Genomic DNA, 16,948 nt, shown 5'->3' with positions numbered 1-16,948 from the left:
AGGGTTACTTTATATTTCATTCGCCTTTTAGTCGTTTTATTTGAAAAGCTGTATATTCAACAATTTGTTTTAGTGAACGATTTTCTGTCCGAATTGTGATATGGGTTGCTTCTCTATAAAATTTTCGGCGTTTATAAAATAACTCTTCTAATTCCTGTTTTGTAGAACGTTGGACGATTGGACGGTTTTTATCTTTATGGATTCTCTTCCAAATATCTGAAAATGTCGCATCTAAAAAGAGGACAAGTCCCGTCTGACGCATTATTCTACGATTTTGAGGATTCATCGCTACACCACCACCAGTAGAAATGATGCAAAATTCATCTCGGAAATTCCGTAAAAAATCCGTCTCCAGTTGACGAAAGTGCTCTTCTCCGTACTTTTCAAATATTTCAGGAATCGTCATTTTCTCTCTTCTTACAATTTCTTGGTCCATATCATAGTAGGGCATTTTCAGATAGTAGCTTAAACGTCTACCAATTGCGCTTTTACCACAACCCATAAACCCTACTAAATATACTTTTCTCATTTTTTCACCTTCTCATCAACGACGACTGTTACTCTGTGCTATTTTCAATTTCTTGTATTTTATTTATAGTAGCACGAACATACGCTGATTCCAATGAATTATACGTTCGAAAATGAGATTCATAAGACATTACAGTTCCCAAAAGGTAGCTCGTACAAAAAAACAACAGAATCATCGCTACCGGAAGGAGCATACCTTTCTCACTCTTTAACATACGTAATAGCAAAGTCTTTCTCCTTCCTCAAGCCATTTGTAAACAAAACTTTAGTTGTTAAAGTTGTACGATTTGCATCAATAAAAAACTGAATTTCATATACATTCATTAGCATTGGCTCATTTCCTTGCCCTTCCTTTTGCATGCGCACGACAGCACTAGATCTATTAATAGCAATACTTCGATTATTTTTCCCTAAGTATAAGTTAGCATTTGAACCTATACCAATGGTTTTTATATCTAATAAATACGATTGAAAGTCATACGTAAACAGTTCCCACTCAATTTCTTGCCGTTGATGGAAAGTTCTATATGACTCCTCATACCACGGATAGAAGAGCATGAATAACTGCGAAAACAACAAAAGGACCATCAGTTGCAGAAGGGCATCCACTAATGTATAACCAGAGCAATTTTTCGGTAGACGTTTTATGGTCGAAAACATTTTTGCTGTTGTCCTTTTAAGTTATCATAAATTACACATATTTCATTATCTGTGAAATACCATTGATAGTTAACATTTTCTATAGTTCGATTACCTTGAAGTTGCTCACCCTGATCGACACGCAAAGTAGCTTTGTATGCCGTTTCAGCCGCATGCATCGCCATTTTCTTATCATTCAAAGTAGCCTTCATCATTTGCAATGCCGGTAAAAGAGTTCCGAATAACGTCAAAATTATAACTAAAGTAAGTAATGTTTCTGGTAATGCGTTCCCTTTATCATTCCACAATTTTCATCCTTCCTTTAACAATATTAATAATAAGTGATTTAATTCCGGTTGGTGTTACAAAAACCAATGTGCCAAAACTCGAGAATGTACCTTTGGGATCAATTTTAATCTGACGTAAAGGACTACTGTAACTATAAGTAACTCCCTCTGGTAGTTCACGTGTAAAATAAATGCGTCTTTTATTAAGATGCGAATATTCTCCATCTTCAGAACTAACCAGCGTATATGCCCTGTATTTCTTTCCATCTTCAATAAACTCCAGATATGAAAAAACCCCACTACCAATCGACTCGCTTTGCACCTGTTCAATATCAAGCATTAATTGATATAAAAACTGATTAACCATTCGTTCATCCAACTTTGCTTTACCCAGAGCAATGCTTAAAGAACAAATTATCATCATTATCGTTAACACTAGTAACAATTCGATGAAAGTAAACCCAGCTTCTTTGTTAGTCATTTATTGTAGTGACTTCTCCATCCGAAATTCGAATCTTTTTTCCTGTACATGCATTTGTATCTCGTTTTAAATACTTTGCGTCCTCCAACATTTCAATTGAAGTTGGGTACTTTTTTTCGTCAATACGATACGCTTCAACTTGTCCCTGCACCATACTGACATATGCTTTACATCCTTTATCATCTACTGTACTAAAATGCTTTGTCACATTTGGTATTGCAATCAAAATCAACACTGTAATGATGAACAAAACAATGAGCATTTCAATTAGAGTAAATCCCTTCTGTTGTTTTAATAAATGCATGTTAGTTCTCCTTTCTTAAACCATCTCCATCATTTCGTACATTGGTAATAAAATTGCTAAATAAGCTCCAAGTATACAAACAGCGATAATACAGAAAAGTAATGGTTGAATAATAGCGAGCAATCTAGTCATATTCGCTTCGGTTTTATCCGTTAAAAAATCACTATAGATTTGAAGTTCTCTACCAAGATTCCCACCTTCTTCTCCATGTAAGATATGTGTGTTAAAACCTTTTTGAAAAATCTCCATATGGTTTACTGCTGTAGAAAGTGAATCACCAAAAGTAACACGTTCACGTATTTCACCTGCTATTCTCGACATAAATGGTTGTAAATCTTGTTGCTGTAATATGACTAAACTTGCTTGCATAGAAAGACCACTTTCTAAAAGCCCTCCCAATTCATAAGCAAATTGGCGTGTCAATTGTAGACGAAACCATCGACAAAGAATTGGGATTTTCAAATACACAATCATTTGATGACCAATCTCTTTTTTGCTTATTTTCCTCCATGCTATAAATGCAAGAAAGACACTTACACATACTGAGATAATCAAGGCATCTGGAATATGCAAGAAAAAAGAGGATAATGTTAATTTAGATACACTTGCATCGCCTTCTCTAGAGAGCATCATCGAAGTCATATTTGGCAAAAAATAGGTTCGAAACCCTAAAAAGAGTAGAACTAAAAAGACAAACAAAATAGCAGGATAGACCAATAGCTTTTGTAGTCTTTTTTGAGTTTCTTCTTTCGTTATCATTTGACTTGCTATAGAATCAAGGGCTCTTACAACTCTTCCCTGTTGCTCAGCTACATGAATGGTCATTAAATAGCTTTTCTGAAAGCCAAGCAATTGCAGAATTTCGCTCATATTAGACCCATTTCGAAATTTTTCTTCTACCAAAGATTCAACTTCTGAAAGTTCTTCAACATGATGCGGCAATAACATCGATAAGGAATCTCGAAATATATACTCTTCCCCTAGCAATACACTCAACTTTTTCAAAAAGCTTGCCTTATCTTTCATCTTCGGTAAAGTTTTACTCTTTCTACTAAACCAGTAAAGGTTGAGCCGTAATTGCACCTAAACCCACCCCTTTTTTCATCTGTCCTTCTAAAGAGAGTTCTATTGGTAATCTGAATTTTTTATCGTTCTTAACGTGTATTATAGCTTCTGCTAAATTATCTTCAGATAATATTTCATAAATAGCTGATAATTTTTCTTCATTTTGAGATTTTACTTTCTTTACTAAACGCTGTGCTACTACTCCAATTAAGGTTTGCCTCAACTCTTCTAAGGACACACCTAAATCTAGTAAACGGAATAAACAGCCGACTGTATCCATTGAATGAATAGTTGTTAACACAAGATGCCCTGTTAATGCAGCTTCAATAGCAATTTTAGCTGTTTCTTGATCGCGAATCTCTCCAATCATAATAATATCTGGCGAATGTCTTAAAATAGCTTTCAATCCGGTTGCATATGTAACACCGGCTCTTTCATTTACTTGAATTTGCAATAAATTAGATTGACTGTTTTCCACTGGATCTTCTAAGGATATGACGTGCTTTTTTAGTTCATTAGAGCAATAATGTAGAAGTGAGTATAATGATGTAGACTTACCACATCCAGTTGGCCCAGTGAGGAATAAGATACCTTGTCTCTTTTTCACTAATTGCAACAAATGTTTTGCTGATTCAGTGAATAAACATAGGTCAGATATTGGAATAGCATGATCTTGTAGCATTATACGAATGACCAAGCTTTCCTTTGAAAAATTGGAAGGTAAAGTGGAGACGCGAAAAGCAATTGGCTGTTCATTTAAAACTTGCTGAAACGAACCACTTTGGGGTCTACGCTTATCACTAATATCTAAAGAGGAGAGAAATTTAAAGTAGGAAATCATACGATCACCCAATTCTAGGGGAAGTTGTCCAGCAGACACGAGCTGGCCATATTTTCGAAAGTATAGTAAATAATCGTTTTCACTAGGCATTAGATGTAAGTCAGATGCGCCAAAATGTATTGCCTTCAACAATAGATGCTCACTTTTTCGCTCCACAACTGTCTCAGTAAATGACATATTGCCCCCTTTCTACCACGACGAATAACGACCGCTCCTTATCCGTTAGCGAAATTATACACCGCAAAAATAAGAAAATATATACAATTACGTAAATTAATATTGTGCACTGTTGAAAGCGTTCAAAATTCAACTTTAAAGCTTTTCTACTAGCTAAAAATGAAATAAAAGTGAAATAAGACTAATAATCTTTCACTAATTTACATTATTCCACTTATTTTTTTATTTTTATCAATTTTTATACTGGTGGATATTTCATATTGTTTTATAATAAAGATAACTATACAGGAGGTGGAACCTTTTCATGTTACATCCATTAAAAATAACAAGTACACTAGCAGATGAAACAAGATTTTCAATTTATCAATATATGTTACAAGAAAAAGATTCTTTCTCAGTACAAAACATCGCCGACCACTTTCAAATTCACCCAAACGTAGCACGTCTTCATTTAACGAAATTAAACGAAATAGATGTCATTACGTCTGAATACGAAAAAACTGGAAGAGGCGGGCGTCCGGGAAGAAAATATAAAGCAGTTTCTAATGGTGTCGCTCTAACTTTCCCCCAACGAAATTATGAAGAATTGTTAGGTTGGGTTCTAGAAATAATTATAGAACTAGGTGAAGATGCTAATACTATTGGTAAAAGGATTTGCTACAAAAAAGGTGGCGAACAAATTCAAACAATTTTATCTAAACACCAAAGGGACAAATCGCTTCTGTCATTTGATGAACGAGTAGAAATTATTACAGAAGCAGCCTCATTAATTGGTTATGTTCCAGTAATTCTTGATAAGCCAAATGGAAAAACAATCAATTTTGCAGTATATAATTGTCCTTTCCATAGCCAAATCGAGAAACACGCAACACTAGTTTGTGACTTGCATGAATCATTCTTAAAAGGCCAATTTGAATACTTATTTGATGTACAAGAATTCGGTCAAATTGATAGCATGGTCGAAAGCTGTAAATACTGTACATATCGAATTGATATTTAAATTTTTACACTGCTTTGTCACAAAGTTAACCTAAGTTGCGGTTTACATGTTGGTTTCAAATCATTTATAATGGATAAGAGATTATTGTGTCGTCGCAAAAGGAGGGAATCATACATGGATAATATGTATAAAGTAATGGGCTTCTGGACAGGGATTTTCGCAGTTATGTTTTATTTAGGTGGTATGACAGAAGCTTCACTATTATTCTTAGCTAACACAGGGTTTTTCCTTCTATTAGGATATTTAAACCTAACAGAACGTATGTATATGTACATCTTCGGTGCTTACTTAACAGTTTTCTTCGCAGGCTTCTCGTACTATACTACATTCATTTATGTTGCAGGCGCTGGACATTAATAGTAAATAGAAAAGACAGTCTTAAGGCTGTCTTTTTTATTTTGTGCACTTTCCACTATTGACACCTTGTTAATGATTGTTATAATTATAGTTGTAGCTTAACTTTAACCCTCTCCATTATATATGGTGAGAAACATCCCCTAGATGAAGAAGATTAATATCTTCTATTTAAGAGGCCTCCATAGCCTCTTTTTTTTATGCACTTAAATGCTGAAGCGGGCCCATCAATAGGTGAAAAATCTAAGTTTGTTGCACTAACCCGGTTGTCTGTTGCGCTAATTTGGTTGTTTGTTGCACTAACCCGGTTGTTTGTTGCGCTAATTTGGTTGTTTGTTGCACTAACTCAATCATTTGTTATTTAGCAGAATATTCACGTCTTTATATTCGATATTTTACTGGTTTAAGCAGTACCCTATATTGTGAAAACAATTTTTAGCAATTAATGATGCATGACTTTTCTCCATTAATTAATAAACTCATCTATCTCCCTTATAAGCATCCATTTGCTGACACAATAATTCGTAAAATACCCCAGGTGCCTTCAAACTTTTCTTCTTTCCTTTTAACTGTAAAACAAATTATTCCACAACACCTGATGCATGATTTTTATTAAAAAGAACCTACTGATCATTAGCTTCCTTTTAGAATAATGCATGAAACTTTCTTCGCCATTCTTTCTACATTACTCGTATTTGGAGCCTTACCCTCTTCTTTCCAAAAAGCAATAAATCGATCATGCAATTCTGAAAAATCCACAATCATAATACTCAACCTTCCTTTTAATATAATAAACACACATTGAACTTTGTTTTATTTATTATCAAACAGATGGATTTTCATTTATTTTTAACAGTAATCACAAATGCTTTTCATTTATTGATATTAATTACTGTACTAAAAAACGCAAAAAAACCGACTAGTAAGGTTTTTACTTACAAATCGGTTTCTTCTTTATTTCAGTACTTAGGCTTTTACAAAAAACCATTCAAAAATGGATTTTGCTCCATCTCAGTTCCAACAGTAGTCGCGTCACCGTGGCCTGGATACACGATTAAATCCTCATCTAACGATAACAATTTATCATGAATAGACTTTAATAACAATTTTTCATTACCACCTAATAAATCTGTGCGACCTACACTCCCTTGGAATAATGTATCGCCAACAATTGCAAATCCTTCATTTTCGAATATAAATGATATACTGCCTGGAGAATGACCTGGAGTGTGCACAATTTCAAATTTAAAAGGTCCTATAGTCAATTCTTGCGGTTGATCAATCACATGATCTGCAGGATGCGCTGTGATATTTGGCAATTCAGCATAACGGCCAGAACCATTTTTCATTGGATCAAGTAACCAATCAGTTTCCGCCTTATGTACATAAACAGGTACTTTAAAAGCATCTCTTACAGCATCCACAGCACCAATATGATCAAAATGAGCATGTGTTAACAAAATAGCCAACGGACGTAAATTCAACGCTCTTAATTGCTGTACAAGTCGCTCGCCTTCACTACCTGGATCAATCACAAGACACTCTTTCTGTTTATTTGAAATAATAAAGCAATTCGTCTGCACTGGTCCTAATGTATATGTTCGAATATTTAACATTCATTTCACCTCCACTATATTATACAGATTTCGCTACGAAATGATATACATACACTAACATAGTTCGTTCAAATATCCGTCACTTTTTAACCTCGACAAACGTACCAATTAGCTTTACAATAGAAGAGGAATATTGTTTGCGGCATTCATTTTCGGATGTCGAAAGGAGTGTCTATATTGAACTTATTAATGGTTATTTTTGGCCTAGTCGCAATTCTAGGTCTAGTTGGCACTGTACAAGCTATCAAAGAAAAAAGCATTCTAGGAATTGCTTTTAACTTTGCTGCATTTGCAGTGTTCGGATGGTTCGTATTTATGACTGTCTTAGATCAAGGTTTCCCACCATCTCTTCACTAATACAAAGTGGGACAACAAAAGCTGTGGTTTTTATACCACAGCTTTTTTTTGTCTTCTATTCAAGGGTTAACCATTTTTTCTTCTTATAAGGTTCAAATGACATAACTTGTTCTAAATCGTTGCCATATAAACAAAGGGAGCCTTTTGGAGAGCAACTTATCATTGCATACTCATCAAGCGTTATTAGCTCTTCTACTTTCTCTCCAGAAACTTTCATTAACTTAAATTTTCCTGAATAATTATCCAGCAAACCACCTTCAGTTGGTACAATAGATATCATTGATTGATCTTTTAACCAAACTAGATCTGGTACAAACCATTGTGAATAATTACTTAATGCAGGTGCTTTCCAAGTAATTTCCTTATTTTTGTTTTTTAGTAAATAAGAAAACTGTTCTGTTTCAAAATCAATTTGAACTGTTAATCTAGCATCCTTGTCCGTATCTAAATAGACTACTTTTTTCAAATCAGTCGGTTGTTCCTGGCCAGTCTTCCAATTCAATTCCACTATTTTACCACCATTAAGCTGACGAGCTGTCCAACGGTTATACAGTAAAATATCATCGGATTGCCAAACTAAAAACGGATTAGTTGGATCAATCTCATGCAACTTTTCCTGTTCACCATCAAAGACATAACATTGGTACGAGAAATCTCCTTGAAATGCTGTAAAGGCGACTAATTGAGGGTTGTTAGGATTCCACATAATTGACAACTCAGAGGATAGAATATCGACACTGTGAAGGATGTCCCCTTTTAACGAAATCATCTTAACTGTTGCAGATGAGGAATTTGCAGAAGATTGAACAATAATTCGCTTTTTAGAAGGGTGGATCATCACTTGAATAATTTGGTCCTTTTCTGAATAAATCGTCTCTTTTTCACCTGTAATTAAATTATAAGTTACTAGATGGAAATTGTCTGATTCGTAAGCAACATATAAAATCGTTGTTTCAGATAGAAACCCAACAATACTATGTAAGTCTTCTGTTTTCATAGAATAATCAAGAACTTCTGTTGCAACTCTTTTTTGCTCAACCGCTTCAGGGTTATTTAAATCCGTATCTGAATTTGGTTGTGAATCTTCTTTTTTATTACACCCAACTAGGAAAATGGCACAAGCGAGGACTAGATATATAATAATTTTTTTCATATTGTGCCTCCTCTTCACCTACATCTATTATACGATTATAAACTAAAAAGGTTTCGTCATATGTAGAAAAATATGGATTTAATGAAAAAACCTACATGAATAGATTCATGTAGGTTTTCAAATAGAATTTATTTAGTTACTTCTGATTTTGATTTAAGAGCTCCAGTTTTTTCATCATAAAAGCGAAGTAAATCACCATTAATAATACGGTCGGAGTATTCTAATTTCTTATTTGCTCTTTCGATAAACGGTTCACATTTTGCTTGATCCGTTTTCTCTCCAGTTTCTTTATCGTAACAAACTTCACCAGCATAAACCAATTTATCAGTTACAAAACGACCATCACGGAATGTGACGAAATCTTCATGGTCTTTCGAGAATAAATCTGCACCTAATTGTAAGTCATTAGATGTATCAACACCTAATAAGTGTAATATTGTTGGTCGAATATCCATTTGACCCGATACTTCATGCATTACTTTACCAACCCCTGAGTTAGGAATATGCACGAAGAATGGTACTTGTTGTAATTGTGCTGTTTCAAGTGGTGTGATTTCTTTATCTAAATATTTTTCCATCGCTTTGTTATGGTTTTCTGAAATACCATAGTGATCACCATACATTACGATAATTGAATTATCATATAAACCTTTTTCCTTTAAATCATTAAACAGCTTTTTAATTGCTTCGTCTGTGTAACGTACTGTTTGGAAATAACGGTCAACTGTACCATCTCCAGATGTATAAGGTTCAATCAATTGATCCTCTTCATCAGAAGTGAATGGGAAATGGTTAGTTAAAGTTAACATACGTGTGTAAAAAGGTTGTGGCATTGTTTTCATAATATCTACTGACTGTTCCATAAACGGAATATCTTTTAATCCCCAGTTAACGGAATTATCGTCATTTACATCAAATGAATCAATGTCATAGAACTTTTTAATATCAAATGCATGATACATCATATCACGGTTCCAGAAGCTCTTGTTATTTGAGTGAAGTACTGAAGTATGATAGCCTTCACCGTTTAAACGTTCAGCCATTGAGTTGAATGTGTTCCCACTGTTTGTAAAGAAGACAGCACCTCGGCCTGTTCCGAATAATGAGTTTTCAACAATAAATTCAGCATCCGATGTTTTTCCAAGACCAGTTTGGTGATAGAAATTATCGAAGTAGAATGTATCTTTATCTTTTGTTAAAGAGTTTAAGAATGGTGTAATTTCTTGACCATTCATTTTATTATTAATAACAAAATTTTGAGTTGATTCAACTGAAATAATAATGACGTTTCGTTTTTTTGCAATACCAAACATTTTATCGTCTGCTTTAGCTGGATTTGATTTTACGTAGTTTGTTACTTCTGTTAACGAACTACCATCAGCTAATGCACGTTGGGCATGTGATTTTGATTGGATGTAAATATCATATAGATGGTAATTGTAAGTACCAATATTCTTTACTAAAATTTCACGGTCAAAGCTACGTGTTAATAACTGCGGACGTTCTGTTTCAGCTAAACCTAGGTTTAAGAATAACATTGCACATGATAAGACAAAATACGTACGACGTATTTTTGGTTTAACTTCGAAAAATTCTTTAGCAACAGGTAAAAACTTAACTGCTAATATTAACAAAACAACATCAGTAAAGTAGAAAACATCGGTAAAGTACATTGAAGATAATGCAGAGTTTCCTAAATCACCAAAATTATTAGTTTGGAACAGCATTGGTAATGTTATAAAATCATCAAAGAATCGATACACAGCAACGTTAGCATATAAAATAATTGCTAGTATACTACTTGTAATTATTATATAACGATTACGTGCTTTTGCAGTTTTGAAGAATAAAGATAACCCAAATATAAATAGCAAGAAGCTAAGTGGGTTGATAAACAAAATTAGTTGTTGCATTGTATTTTCAATTTTCATATCAAAACTTGTTTGATAGGTTATATACGTTTTAATCCAAGTGGCCAGAATCGCTAAAGCCAAAATTGAATGTTTAGGTGCTTTTTTAAAATTCATTCCTAACATCCTCCTACTTTCGTTCTTTACAATTTAGTTTCATATATGAAAGAAACAAAATATATCATAATCCTTTTTTTACAACAACGCAACAAAAATGTTACATCTAATATTGCATCCAATATTATATAGCCAATTTCTCGCTTTTATTACCGACTCTTTATTAGACGGATGAGTCATGTAAAAGTTTCATTAACTTTAGATAAAGTAGTAGAAAATAAATTCTACCACTTTATTACAGTTATTGTCTATTCCTTTTCTCTTTCGAAATTTCTTGGCGCAAAATGACCAAAGCCATTTGGTAATCCTTTATGTCTATTAAATGTGAAGAGTAGAGTTCTCGAATCTCATCCTCCATTAGTTCTAAATCCGCAATTCGATCTTTTGTATAAATAAATGTACCAAAGCGTTTCAAAAATTGCATCACATCATATACTGTTTTCATCAACTGATTGTGACTCCTTTCGATTTTCAAGACAATTAATAATGCTTGTCTCAGTAATTATTTTATGTACCGGTAAATCAAATTGATCTGTCGGTACTTTATGTATGAGCTGCAATGCAAATGCTAAAGTGATTCGTTCACCGTTGTAATCGGTTAAATATCGATCATAGTAACCGCCACCAAAGCCTACACGATAACCAAATGGATCAAATACAACACCCGGAACAATCAAACAATCGATTACTTCCTTTGACACCCCATTTGTTAAAGCAGGAATTGGCTCTTTCAGTTGCATATAAACCGTCTCTAATTGGTCGAATGATGTAATTTCATAGAATATCATAGCACGTGTTTTAGGTTCACATTTAGGAACCGCTACTCGTTTACCTTGTGACCAGAGTTTTTCAATTAACGGCATTGTATTCACTTCAGGAAAGGCAGATATGGTTAACCCAATTATATTTGCATTTTTAATAGAAGATTCTTTTAATAATTGCTCGTGAATTTGCAAAGAGTTTGTATTATATTGTGCTCCAGACATTTGAGCAAGCTGTGCTTTCATATCTTGACGTAGTGCTTTTTTATCCAAGGGGTTCACTCCTTTTTAGTCCATAGAAAGGAAAAAGCCAAAACCACTCGTGGTTTTGGCAACAGTTATTACTTCGTTTCACGGTGAAGAGTGTTCTTCTTATCACGAGAGCAATATTTTTTCAATTCAAGACGTTCTGGATTGTTACGCTTGTTTTTCTTAGAAATGTAGTTACGTTCGCCACATTCAGTGCAAGCTAATGTAATATTAACGCGCATCTTTACCCCTCCCACTCTATATCAAGAATAAAATGTCTTTAGTGAGCATGATTTATACGACTAACTTATTATATCATAACTTCGAAAAAAATCTACTGTCATTTCTTTTGGAAATTTCGTCTAATCCATAGCTAAACGTGGGATACTGTTTGATGAGCGGGAGTATTATGGACTACTTTATGATAAAATAGAATCACAACTATTTAAACCTATTGAGGTGAAGGATTTTGGAATTATCATCTATATTAATGATTATTGGGATTATCGTAATAATCGCTTCGTTTTTCATCAAAGATCGTTCGACACAAATCGAGGGAGATGTTGAAGAACTTTCACTTAATTTTTATCAAGAAACACATCAATTAAAGCGTCGCTTAAAAGTAATTGAGGAAGAATTATTATTAGAGCCCAAATTGATAGGAAAACCTAAAAAAACAGCGTCTCCGGTAGTTACACCCACTAAAGGTATTCACCAAATTATTATCAGTCAAGTGCAGACGCTACATAAGCAGGGCTATACTATCCCAGAAATTAGTCAGCGCTCTTCTTTATCAATAGAGCAGGTTCAAGAAGTCCTTCAAAGTGGAGGCAGTCGCGTATGAGAAAATCATCCATCCGAGCATTTGGAATCGCTTTTTTTGTAGCGGGTGCTAGCTTTGCTTTCGCGGATTTCATAACACGAGATGCTGACACGGAAGCTGCGAATATTAATGTCCCTAAAGGTACTATCCTTATCAAAAAAGAAGAACTAAAGTCAATAAATAAAGAAGCTGCTGAAGCAAAAGAACAACTTGCTAAAATCCAAACAGATTACAGTGCATTAAAAAATAATACCGTAGCTGTAAATGCTTCAGCTAAGAAATCAATTAAGTCTTATACACTCGTTATTAAAAAAGGCATGGGTACTTCAGAAGTGAGTTCAGCTCTAGAGAAAGCTGGTATGATCAAAGACGCTGGTGACTTTGAGCTTTACGTCATCAATAACAACAAGGCTTCTAGTCTTCAAATTGGCTCTTACGATATAAACATCAAAATGACTACTGCTGAAATCGTCAAGAAAATTACCCGTAGGAAATAACAGCATGTATAGTAATTACTAAAATCATCTAAATAAAAGAATGCCCATTAAGTGTAAAACTAACTTAATGGGCATTCTTTCATTTAAAGGCTCATTTCATTATGTTCGGAAATTAAAAGAGAAATAGGAAAATATGAATAACATTGAAATTGCACTTTCTTATAAATATTAAAGGACATTATCCATACTATTCAAATGCAATTGAAGTGGAGAAGTATAGTATGGATAGGCTGATAAAAAGGCTCTCTTTATTTTTCATTATGTTAGTTCTTCTAGTTCCGCTAACGACCAAAAGTTAAAAAGGTCGAATTTTATCCAATTGAGCTTTCATAATAGAAGTACTTTTAGAATAAACATATCAAAAAGCAAGCAGACAAGTTAGTCAGCTTGCTTTTTGATATGAACTGGCTATTGATTCAACTCATAATGTTTACCCTTCACTAGGTAAAATAACAGCTCTGCTAAATTAGTGGCATGGTCTGCCGAACGCTCTAAATAACGACAAACAAATGATAGCTGCGCAACTTGGCCAATATCTTTCATATTTTCTGTCGGCGTATTAAGGATTTCAACAATTGCCTCTCCATATAAAGCATCGATTTGATCATCTAAGAGCGCAATTTCCTTTGCTTTATTCATATCTTCTTCGATAAATGCTTGTACCATATTTTTTAACATAGAAATTGCTTGATCACGCATTTGAGCAATCTTCTCAGTAGGATAAACCACTTTCGTATCGCCAAGACGAATTGTTTCTTTGGCAATATTAACAGCGTAATCCCCAATCCTCTCCATATCAGAAGCGGCTTTAATCATGACGATTAAGCGACGTAAATCAGTCGCGACAGGTTGTTGTTTGGCGATTAATAAAATGACTTCATCATTTAAATGTTCCTCTAACCTATTAATAAAACGATCTTGATCTATTAATAGTAATGCTGCATCTATATCTTGGTCAAAAAGAGCCTCAACTGATTTCTCCAGGGCATGAATGGACATGTGGCATAAATCTAACATGAGACCTTGCACTCGCTTTAAATCATTTTCAAATTTCTCACGAACCGTCATCTATACTATTCCTCCTTAACCGAATCGACCGGAAATATAATCTTCAGTTCTTTTATCCGTTGGTGTAGAGAAGATATGGTTCGTAGCCGCATATTCAATAACTTCTCCATTTAAGAAGAATGCCGTTTTATCAGAAATACGCGCTGCTTGTTGCATATTATGTGTCACAATAATAATCGAATAGTTTTCTTTTAATTCCTGCACTAGCTCTTCTACTTTTAAAGTAGAAATCGGATCTAGTGCTGACGTTGGCTCATCCATTAAAATGACATCTGGTTCAATTGCAAGACATCTTGCGATACAAATACGTTGTTGTTGCCCACCTGATAACCCATATGCATTTTGATTCAGACGATCTTTAACTTCGTCCCATATCGCTGCACCACGTAAACTTTTTTCCACAATCTCATCAAGGATTTTCTTATTTTTTATACCATGTATTCGAGGACCATAAGCAATATTATCGTAAATAGATTTTGGAAATGGATTCGGTTTTTGGAATACCATACCAACTTTAGTGCGTAACTCTTCAACTTGGTATTTGTTATCTAGAATATTACGCTCACGATATATAATCTCACCTTCTGTACGAACAGATGGAATAAGCTCTACCATACGATTTAACGTTTTTATATACGTTGATTTACCACAACCAGATGGCCCAATAATGGCAGTTACTTCATTTTCTTTCATTTCTAAATTTATATCTTTTAAGGCATGGTGATCGCCGTACCATAAATTCAAGTTTTTAGAATGATACACTGTTCGTTTGTCATCGTTTGATATTACTTTAAAGTTTTGTCCTTTTGTTTCATATACTTCATTTACTGGAAGTTTAACCATCATTGAAGCCCCCTAGTTTTTAATAACGACGCTGAAATTTATTTCGAATAAAGACGGCAATGGAATTTAAGATGACCAAGAATGTCATCAAGACTAGAATACCGGCCGCTGCTACATATTGAAATTCCTCTTGCGGGCGTTTTGCCCAGTCAAAGATTTGCATTGGTAAAGCTGTGAATTCGCTCAAAATGCCATTAGGTAAGAAATGTACAATCACTGGAATACCCAACACAACAAGAGGTGCAGTTTCACCTATAGCTCGTGACAGCGCCAAAATACTTCCTGTTAAAATTCCCGGCACCGCAGATGGTAAGACTACTTTTAAAATGGTTTGCCATTTTGTCGCACCCATACCATATGATGCTTCCCGTAATTCCTTTGGTACAGCTCGAATCGCTTCTTGTGAAGCTACGATAATGACCGGTAAGATAAGCAAACTCATCGTAAGTCCTGCTGCTAATACACTTTTTCCTAAAGCGAGCGAGCGAACAAAAATCGTTAAGCCGAGTAACCCAAATACAATAGAAGGAACTCCTGCTAAATTTGAGATATTCATGCGGATGAAAGCATTTATTTTATTTTGCTTCGCGTATTCTTCTAAATAAATAGCCGTCCCTACCCCAAGAAATAAGGAAACTGGTGCGACAACTAACATTAGAAAGATGGAACCAACAAGTGCAGCTTTTATCCCTGCTTTTTCTGGGAACCTAGAAGCAAAGTTTGAAATAAAATCTGCCGTTAAATAACCCCAACCTTGATCAAACATACGGTAAACTAAAACACCAAGCGTTGCTAAGGCAAAAAGTGTTGCTAGGAGGAAGACTGTTTTCAAAAGCTTGTTTACAACTAGTCGTCCATTCATGCGTTTCACAACTTGCGTATGATCAACATATTTCACCATCAGTATTCCTCCCTAAAGCGTTTTGAAATGAAATGTGCGAGTAGATTCATTAGCAACGTGAAGATGAATAATGTAAAGCCTACTGAGTAAATTGAGTAGTAAATAGTTGTTCCATACCCTGCATCACCTGTCGAAACTTGAACAATATATGCAGTCATCGTTTGGATTGAATCCGTCACGCTAAAGTCAAATGTAGGTGTTGCACCTCCAGCAAGAGACACGATCATTGTTTCACCAATTGCACGAGACACCGCAAGTACTACTGAGGCTAATATCCCTGATAACGCTGATGGTAAAACAATTTTTAATGCTACTTCTAGTTTTGTTGAACCAAGTGCTAGAGCACCTTCTCGCATCGCATTCGGTACAGATGTCATTGCATCTTCAGAAAGCGAAGCGATCATCGGTAAAATCATGATACCTACGACAATTCCCGGACTTAGTGCATTGAAGATTTTCAGTCCTGGAATCAGTTCTTGTAACATAGGTGTAACAAATGTCAGAGCAAAGAATCCATAAACAATTGTCGGAACTCCTGCTAATACTTCTAGTACTGGTTTAATCATGCGTCGTGTACGATCACTTGCATATTCACTAAGGTAGATTGCTGCTGCAATACCTAGCGGAACAGCTACTAACACTGCAATAACTGTTACCTTTAACGTCCCTATGATAAGTGGCAAAATACCGTACATTGGCTCCTTGCCAGAGAATGGTAGCCATTCCGTTCCAAATAGGAAATCAAGGATAGGTACTTCCTTAAAGAATTCAAACGTTTCAAAAATGAGCGTAAAGACTATTCCAAACGTTGTTAAAACTGAGATTAGAGCAGTGATGAATAATAAGTTTGGCATTACTTTCTCTATCACTTTTTTTGATCCTTTACCGCGTGATTGTGCGATTAAATCTTGAACAGACAGTTTCTCCGTCGATTCTTTTAAAGCCAAGTTGAAGTCCCCCTTCAGTAAAAGGGGAGC

The 16,948-nt window shown here is 34.7% G+C and carries 23 protein-coding genes; 5 read left to right on the top strand and 18 right to left on the bottom strand.

Features of this window, described 5'->3' with window-relative positions:
* Window positions 1-16 precede the first annotated feature (16 nt).
* From ACZLO7_RS07785 to comGA, 7 genes are all read right to left on the bottom strand, one after another.
* The gene (locus ACZLO7_RS07785) at window positions 17-529 is read right to left on the bottom strand and encodes a shikimate kinase (protein WP_464938597.1); all 513 of its coding nucleotides are present in this window, start codon (window positions 527-529) and stop codon (window positions 17-19) included.
* A 200-nt stretch (window positions 530-729) separates the two neighbouring features.
* A complete protein-coding gene (gene comGF / locus ACZLO7_RS07780) occupies window positions 730-1,188 on the bottom strand; it encodes a competence type IV pilus minor pilin ComGF (RefSeq protein ID WP_464938598.1) in 459 nt (152 codons plus the stop codon).
* Window positions 1,173-1,475, bottom strand: coding sequence for a hypothetical protein (locus ACZLO7_RS07775; protein ID WP_464938599.1), 303 nt, complete (start codon window positions 1,473-1,475; stop codon window positions 1,173-1,175). Before ACZLO7_RS07775 ends, comGF begins: the two co-directional genes overlap by 16 nt.
* Window positions 1,465-1,935, bottom strand: a complete 471-nt coding sequence (locus tag ACZLO7_RS07770; protein ID WP_464938600.1) for a prepilin-type N-terminal cleavage/methylation domain-containing protein — start codon at window positions 1,933-1,935, stop codon at window positions 1,465-1,467. The genes ACZLO7_RS07775 and ACZLO7_RS07770 overlap by 11 nt, the downstream gene beginning before the upstream one ends.
* Complete coding sequence (gene comGC, locus ACZLO7_RS07765; protein ID WP_464938601.1) at window positions 1,928-2,239, bottom strand: competence type IV pilus major pilin ComGC; 312 nt, start codon at window positions 2,237-2,239, stop codon at window positions 1,928-1,930. The genes ACZLO7_RS07770 and comGC overlap by 8 nt, the downstream gene beginning before the upstream one ends.
* 15 nt (window positions 2,240-2,254) lie before the next feature.
* The gene (gene comGB / locus ACZLO7_RS07760) at window positions 2,255-3,322 is read right to left on the bottom strand and encodes a competence type IV pilus assembly protein ComGB (protein WP_464938602.1); all 1,068 of its coding nucleotides are present in this window, start codon (window positions 3,320-3,322) and stop codon (window positions 2,255-2,257) included.
* Window positions 3,291-4,322, bottom strand: coding sequence for a competence type IV pilus ATPase ComGA (gene comGA, locus ACZLO7_RS07755; RefSeq protein ID WP_464938603.1), 1,032 nt, complete (start codon window positions 4,320-4,322; stop codon window positions 3,291-3,293). Before comGA ends, comGB begins: the two co-directional genes overlap by 32 nt.
* A 304-nt stretch (window positions 4,323-4,626) precedes the next feature.
* Between comGA and ACZLO7_RS07750 the strand changes: the two genes are divergently transcribed.
* Together ACZLO7_RS07750 and ACZLO7_RS07745 are read left to right on the top strand one after the other, a co-directional pair.
* On the top strand, window positions 4,627-5,322 hold the full coding sequence (locus ACZLO7_RS07750) for a helix-turn-helix transcriptional regulator (RefSeq protein WP_464938604.1): 696 nt from the start codon (window positions 4,627-4,629) through the stop codon (window positions 5,320-5,322).
* 114 nt (window positions 5,323-5,436) lie between these two features.
* Window positions 5,437-5,679: a DUF2626 domain-containing protein gene (locus ACZLO7_RS07745; protein WP_464938605.1), complete on the top strand. Its 243-nt coding sequence runs from the start codon at window positions 5,437-5,439 to the stop codon at window positions 5,677-5,679.
* Window positions 5,680-6,309: 630 nt separating this feature from the next.
* On the opposite strand, the gene ACZLO7_RS07740 is transcribed toward ACZLO7_RS07745, so the two are convergent.
* Together ACZLO7_RS07740 and ACZLO7_RS07735 are read right to left on the bottom strand one after the other, a co-directional pair.
* The gene (locus ACZLO7_RS07740; RefSeq protein WP_464938606.1) at window positions 6,310-6,441 is read right to left on the bottom strand and encodes a hypothetical protein; all 132 of its coding nucleotides are present in this window, start codon (window positions 6,439-6,441) and stop codon (window positions 6,310-6,312) included.
* 209 nt (window positions 6,442-6,650) lie between these two features.
* Window positions 6,651-7,292, bottom strand: coding sequence for an MBL fold metallo-hydrolase (locus tag ACZLO7_RS07735; protein WP_464938607.1), 642 nt, complete (start codon window positions 7,290-7,292; stop codon window positions 6,651-6,653).
* Window positions 7,293-7,469: 177 nt separating this feature from the next.
* On the opposite strand from ACZLO7_RS07735, the gene ACZLO7_RS07730 reads away from it, so the two are divergent.
* Window positions 7,470-7,649, top strand: coding sequence for a DUF2759 family protein (locus ACZLO7_RS07730; RefSeq protein WP_464938608.1), 180 nt, complete (start codon window positions 7,470-7,472; stop codon window positions 7,647-7,649).
* A 55-nt stretch (window positions 7,650-7,704) separates the two neighbouring features.
* Here the strand turns inward: ACZLO7_RS07730 and ACZLO7_RS07725 are convergent, their stop codons facing one another.
* From ACZLO7_RS07725 to rpmG, 5 genes are all read right to left on the bottom strand, one after another.
* A complete protein-coding gene (locus tag ACZLO7_RS07725) occupies window positions 7,705-8,802 on the bottom strand; it encodes a YqgU-like beta propeller domain-containing protein (RefSeq protein ID WP_464938609.1) in 1,098 nt (365 codons plus the stop codon).
* A gap of 128 nt (window positions 8,803-8,930) precedes the next feature.
* Window positions 8,931-10,829, bottom strand: coding sequence for an LTA synthase family protein (locus ACZLO7_RS07720; protein ID WP_464938610.1), 1,899 nt, complete (start codon window positions 10,827-10,829; stop codon window positions 8,931-8,933).
* Window positions 10,830-11,070: 241 nt separating this feature from the next.
* On the bottom strand, window positions 11,071-11,274 hold the full coding sequence (locus ACZLO7_RS07715) for a YqgQ family protein (RefSeq protein WP_427752169.1): 204 nt from the start codon (window positions 11,272-11,274) through the stop codon (window positions 11,071-11,073).
* On the bottom strand, window positions 11,258-11,863 hold the full coding sequence (locus ACZLO7_RS07710; protein WP_464938611.1) for a 5-formyltetrahydrofolate cyclo-ligase: 606 nt from the start codon (window positions 11,861-11,863) through the stop codon (window positions 11,258-11,260). The genes ACZLO7_RS07715 and ACZLO7_RS07710 overlap by 17 nt, the downstream gene beginning before the upstream one ends.
* Before the next feature lie 68 nt (window positions 11,864-11,931).
* A complete protein-coding gene (gene rpmG / locus ACZLO7_RS07705; RefSeq protein WP_038186828.1) occupies window positions 11,932-12,081 on the bottom strand; it encodes a 50S ribosomal protein L33 in 150 nt (49 codons plus the stop codon).
* Window positions 12,082-12,308: 227 nt separating this feature from the next.
* On the opposite strand from rpmG, the gene ACZLO7_RS07700 reads away from it, so the two are divergent.
* Together ACZLO7_RS07700 and ACZLO7_RS07695 are read left to right on the top strand one after the other, a co-directional pair.
* On the top strand, window positions 12,309-12,683 hold the full coding sequence (locus ACZLO7_RS07700; RefSeq protein WP_464938612.1) for a hypothetical protein: 375 nt from the start codon (window positions 12,309-12,311) through the stop codon (window positions 12,681-12,683).
* Window positions 12,680-13,159: an endolytic transglycosylase MltG gene (locus tag ACZLO7_RS07695; protein ID WP_464938613.1), complete on the top strand. Its 480-nt coding sequence runs from the start codon at window positions 12,680-12,682 to the stop codon at window positions 13,157-13,159. Before ACZLO7_RS07700 ends, ACZLO7_RS07695 begins: the two co-directional genes overlap by 4 nt.
* Before the next feature lie 408 nt (window positions 13,160-13,567).
* On the opposite strand, the gene phoU is transcribed toward ACZLO7_RS07695, so the two are convergent.
* From phoU to pstC, 4 genes are read right to left on the bottom strand one after another with little or no spacing between them, the layout of a single operon-like run.
* A complete protein-coding gene (phoU, locus tag ACZLO7_RS07690; RefSeq protein ID WP_464938614.1) occupies window positions 13,568-14,227 on the bottom strand; it encodes a phosphate signaling complex protein PhoU in 660 nt (219 codons plus the stop codon).
* Window positions 14,228-14,242: 15 nt separating this feature from the next.
* Window positions 14,243-15,070, bottom strand: coding sequence for a phosphate ABC transporter ATP-binding protein PstB (gene pstB, locus ACZLO7_RS07685; protein WP_464938712.1), 828 nt, complete (start codon window positions 15,068-15,070; stop codon window positions 14,243-14,245).
* A 19-nt stretch (window positions 15,071-15,089) separates the two neighbouring features.
* Complete coding sequence (gene pstA / locus ACZLO7_RS07680; protein WP_464938615.1) at window positions 15,090-15,971, bottom strand: phosphate ABC transporter permease PstA; 882 nt, start codon at window positions 15,969-15,971, stop codon at window positions 15,090-15,092.
* Window positions 15,971-16,918: a phosphate ABC transporter permease subunit PstC gene (gene pstC, locus ACZLO7_RS07675; RefSeq protein ID WP_464938616.1), complete on the bottom strand. Its 948-nt coding sequence runs from the start codon at window positions 16,916-16,918 to the stop codon at window positions 15,971-15,973. Before pstC ends, pstA begins: the two co-directional genes overlap by 1 nt.
* Window positions 16,919-16,948 lie beyond the last annotated feature (30 nt).

It is taken from the genome of Viridibacillus sp. d25.2, from assembly GCF_055456015.2.
The sequence above is the reverse complement of the archived record's forward strand: the minus strand, read 5'-3'. Positions and strand labels throughout refer to the sequence as shown.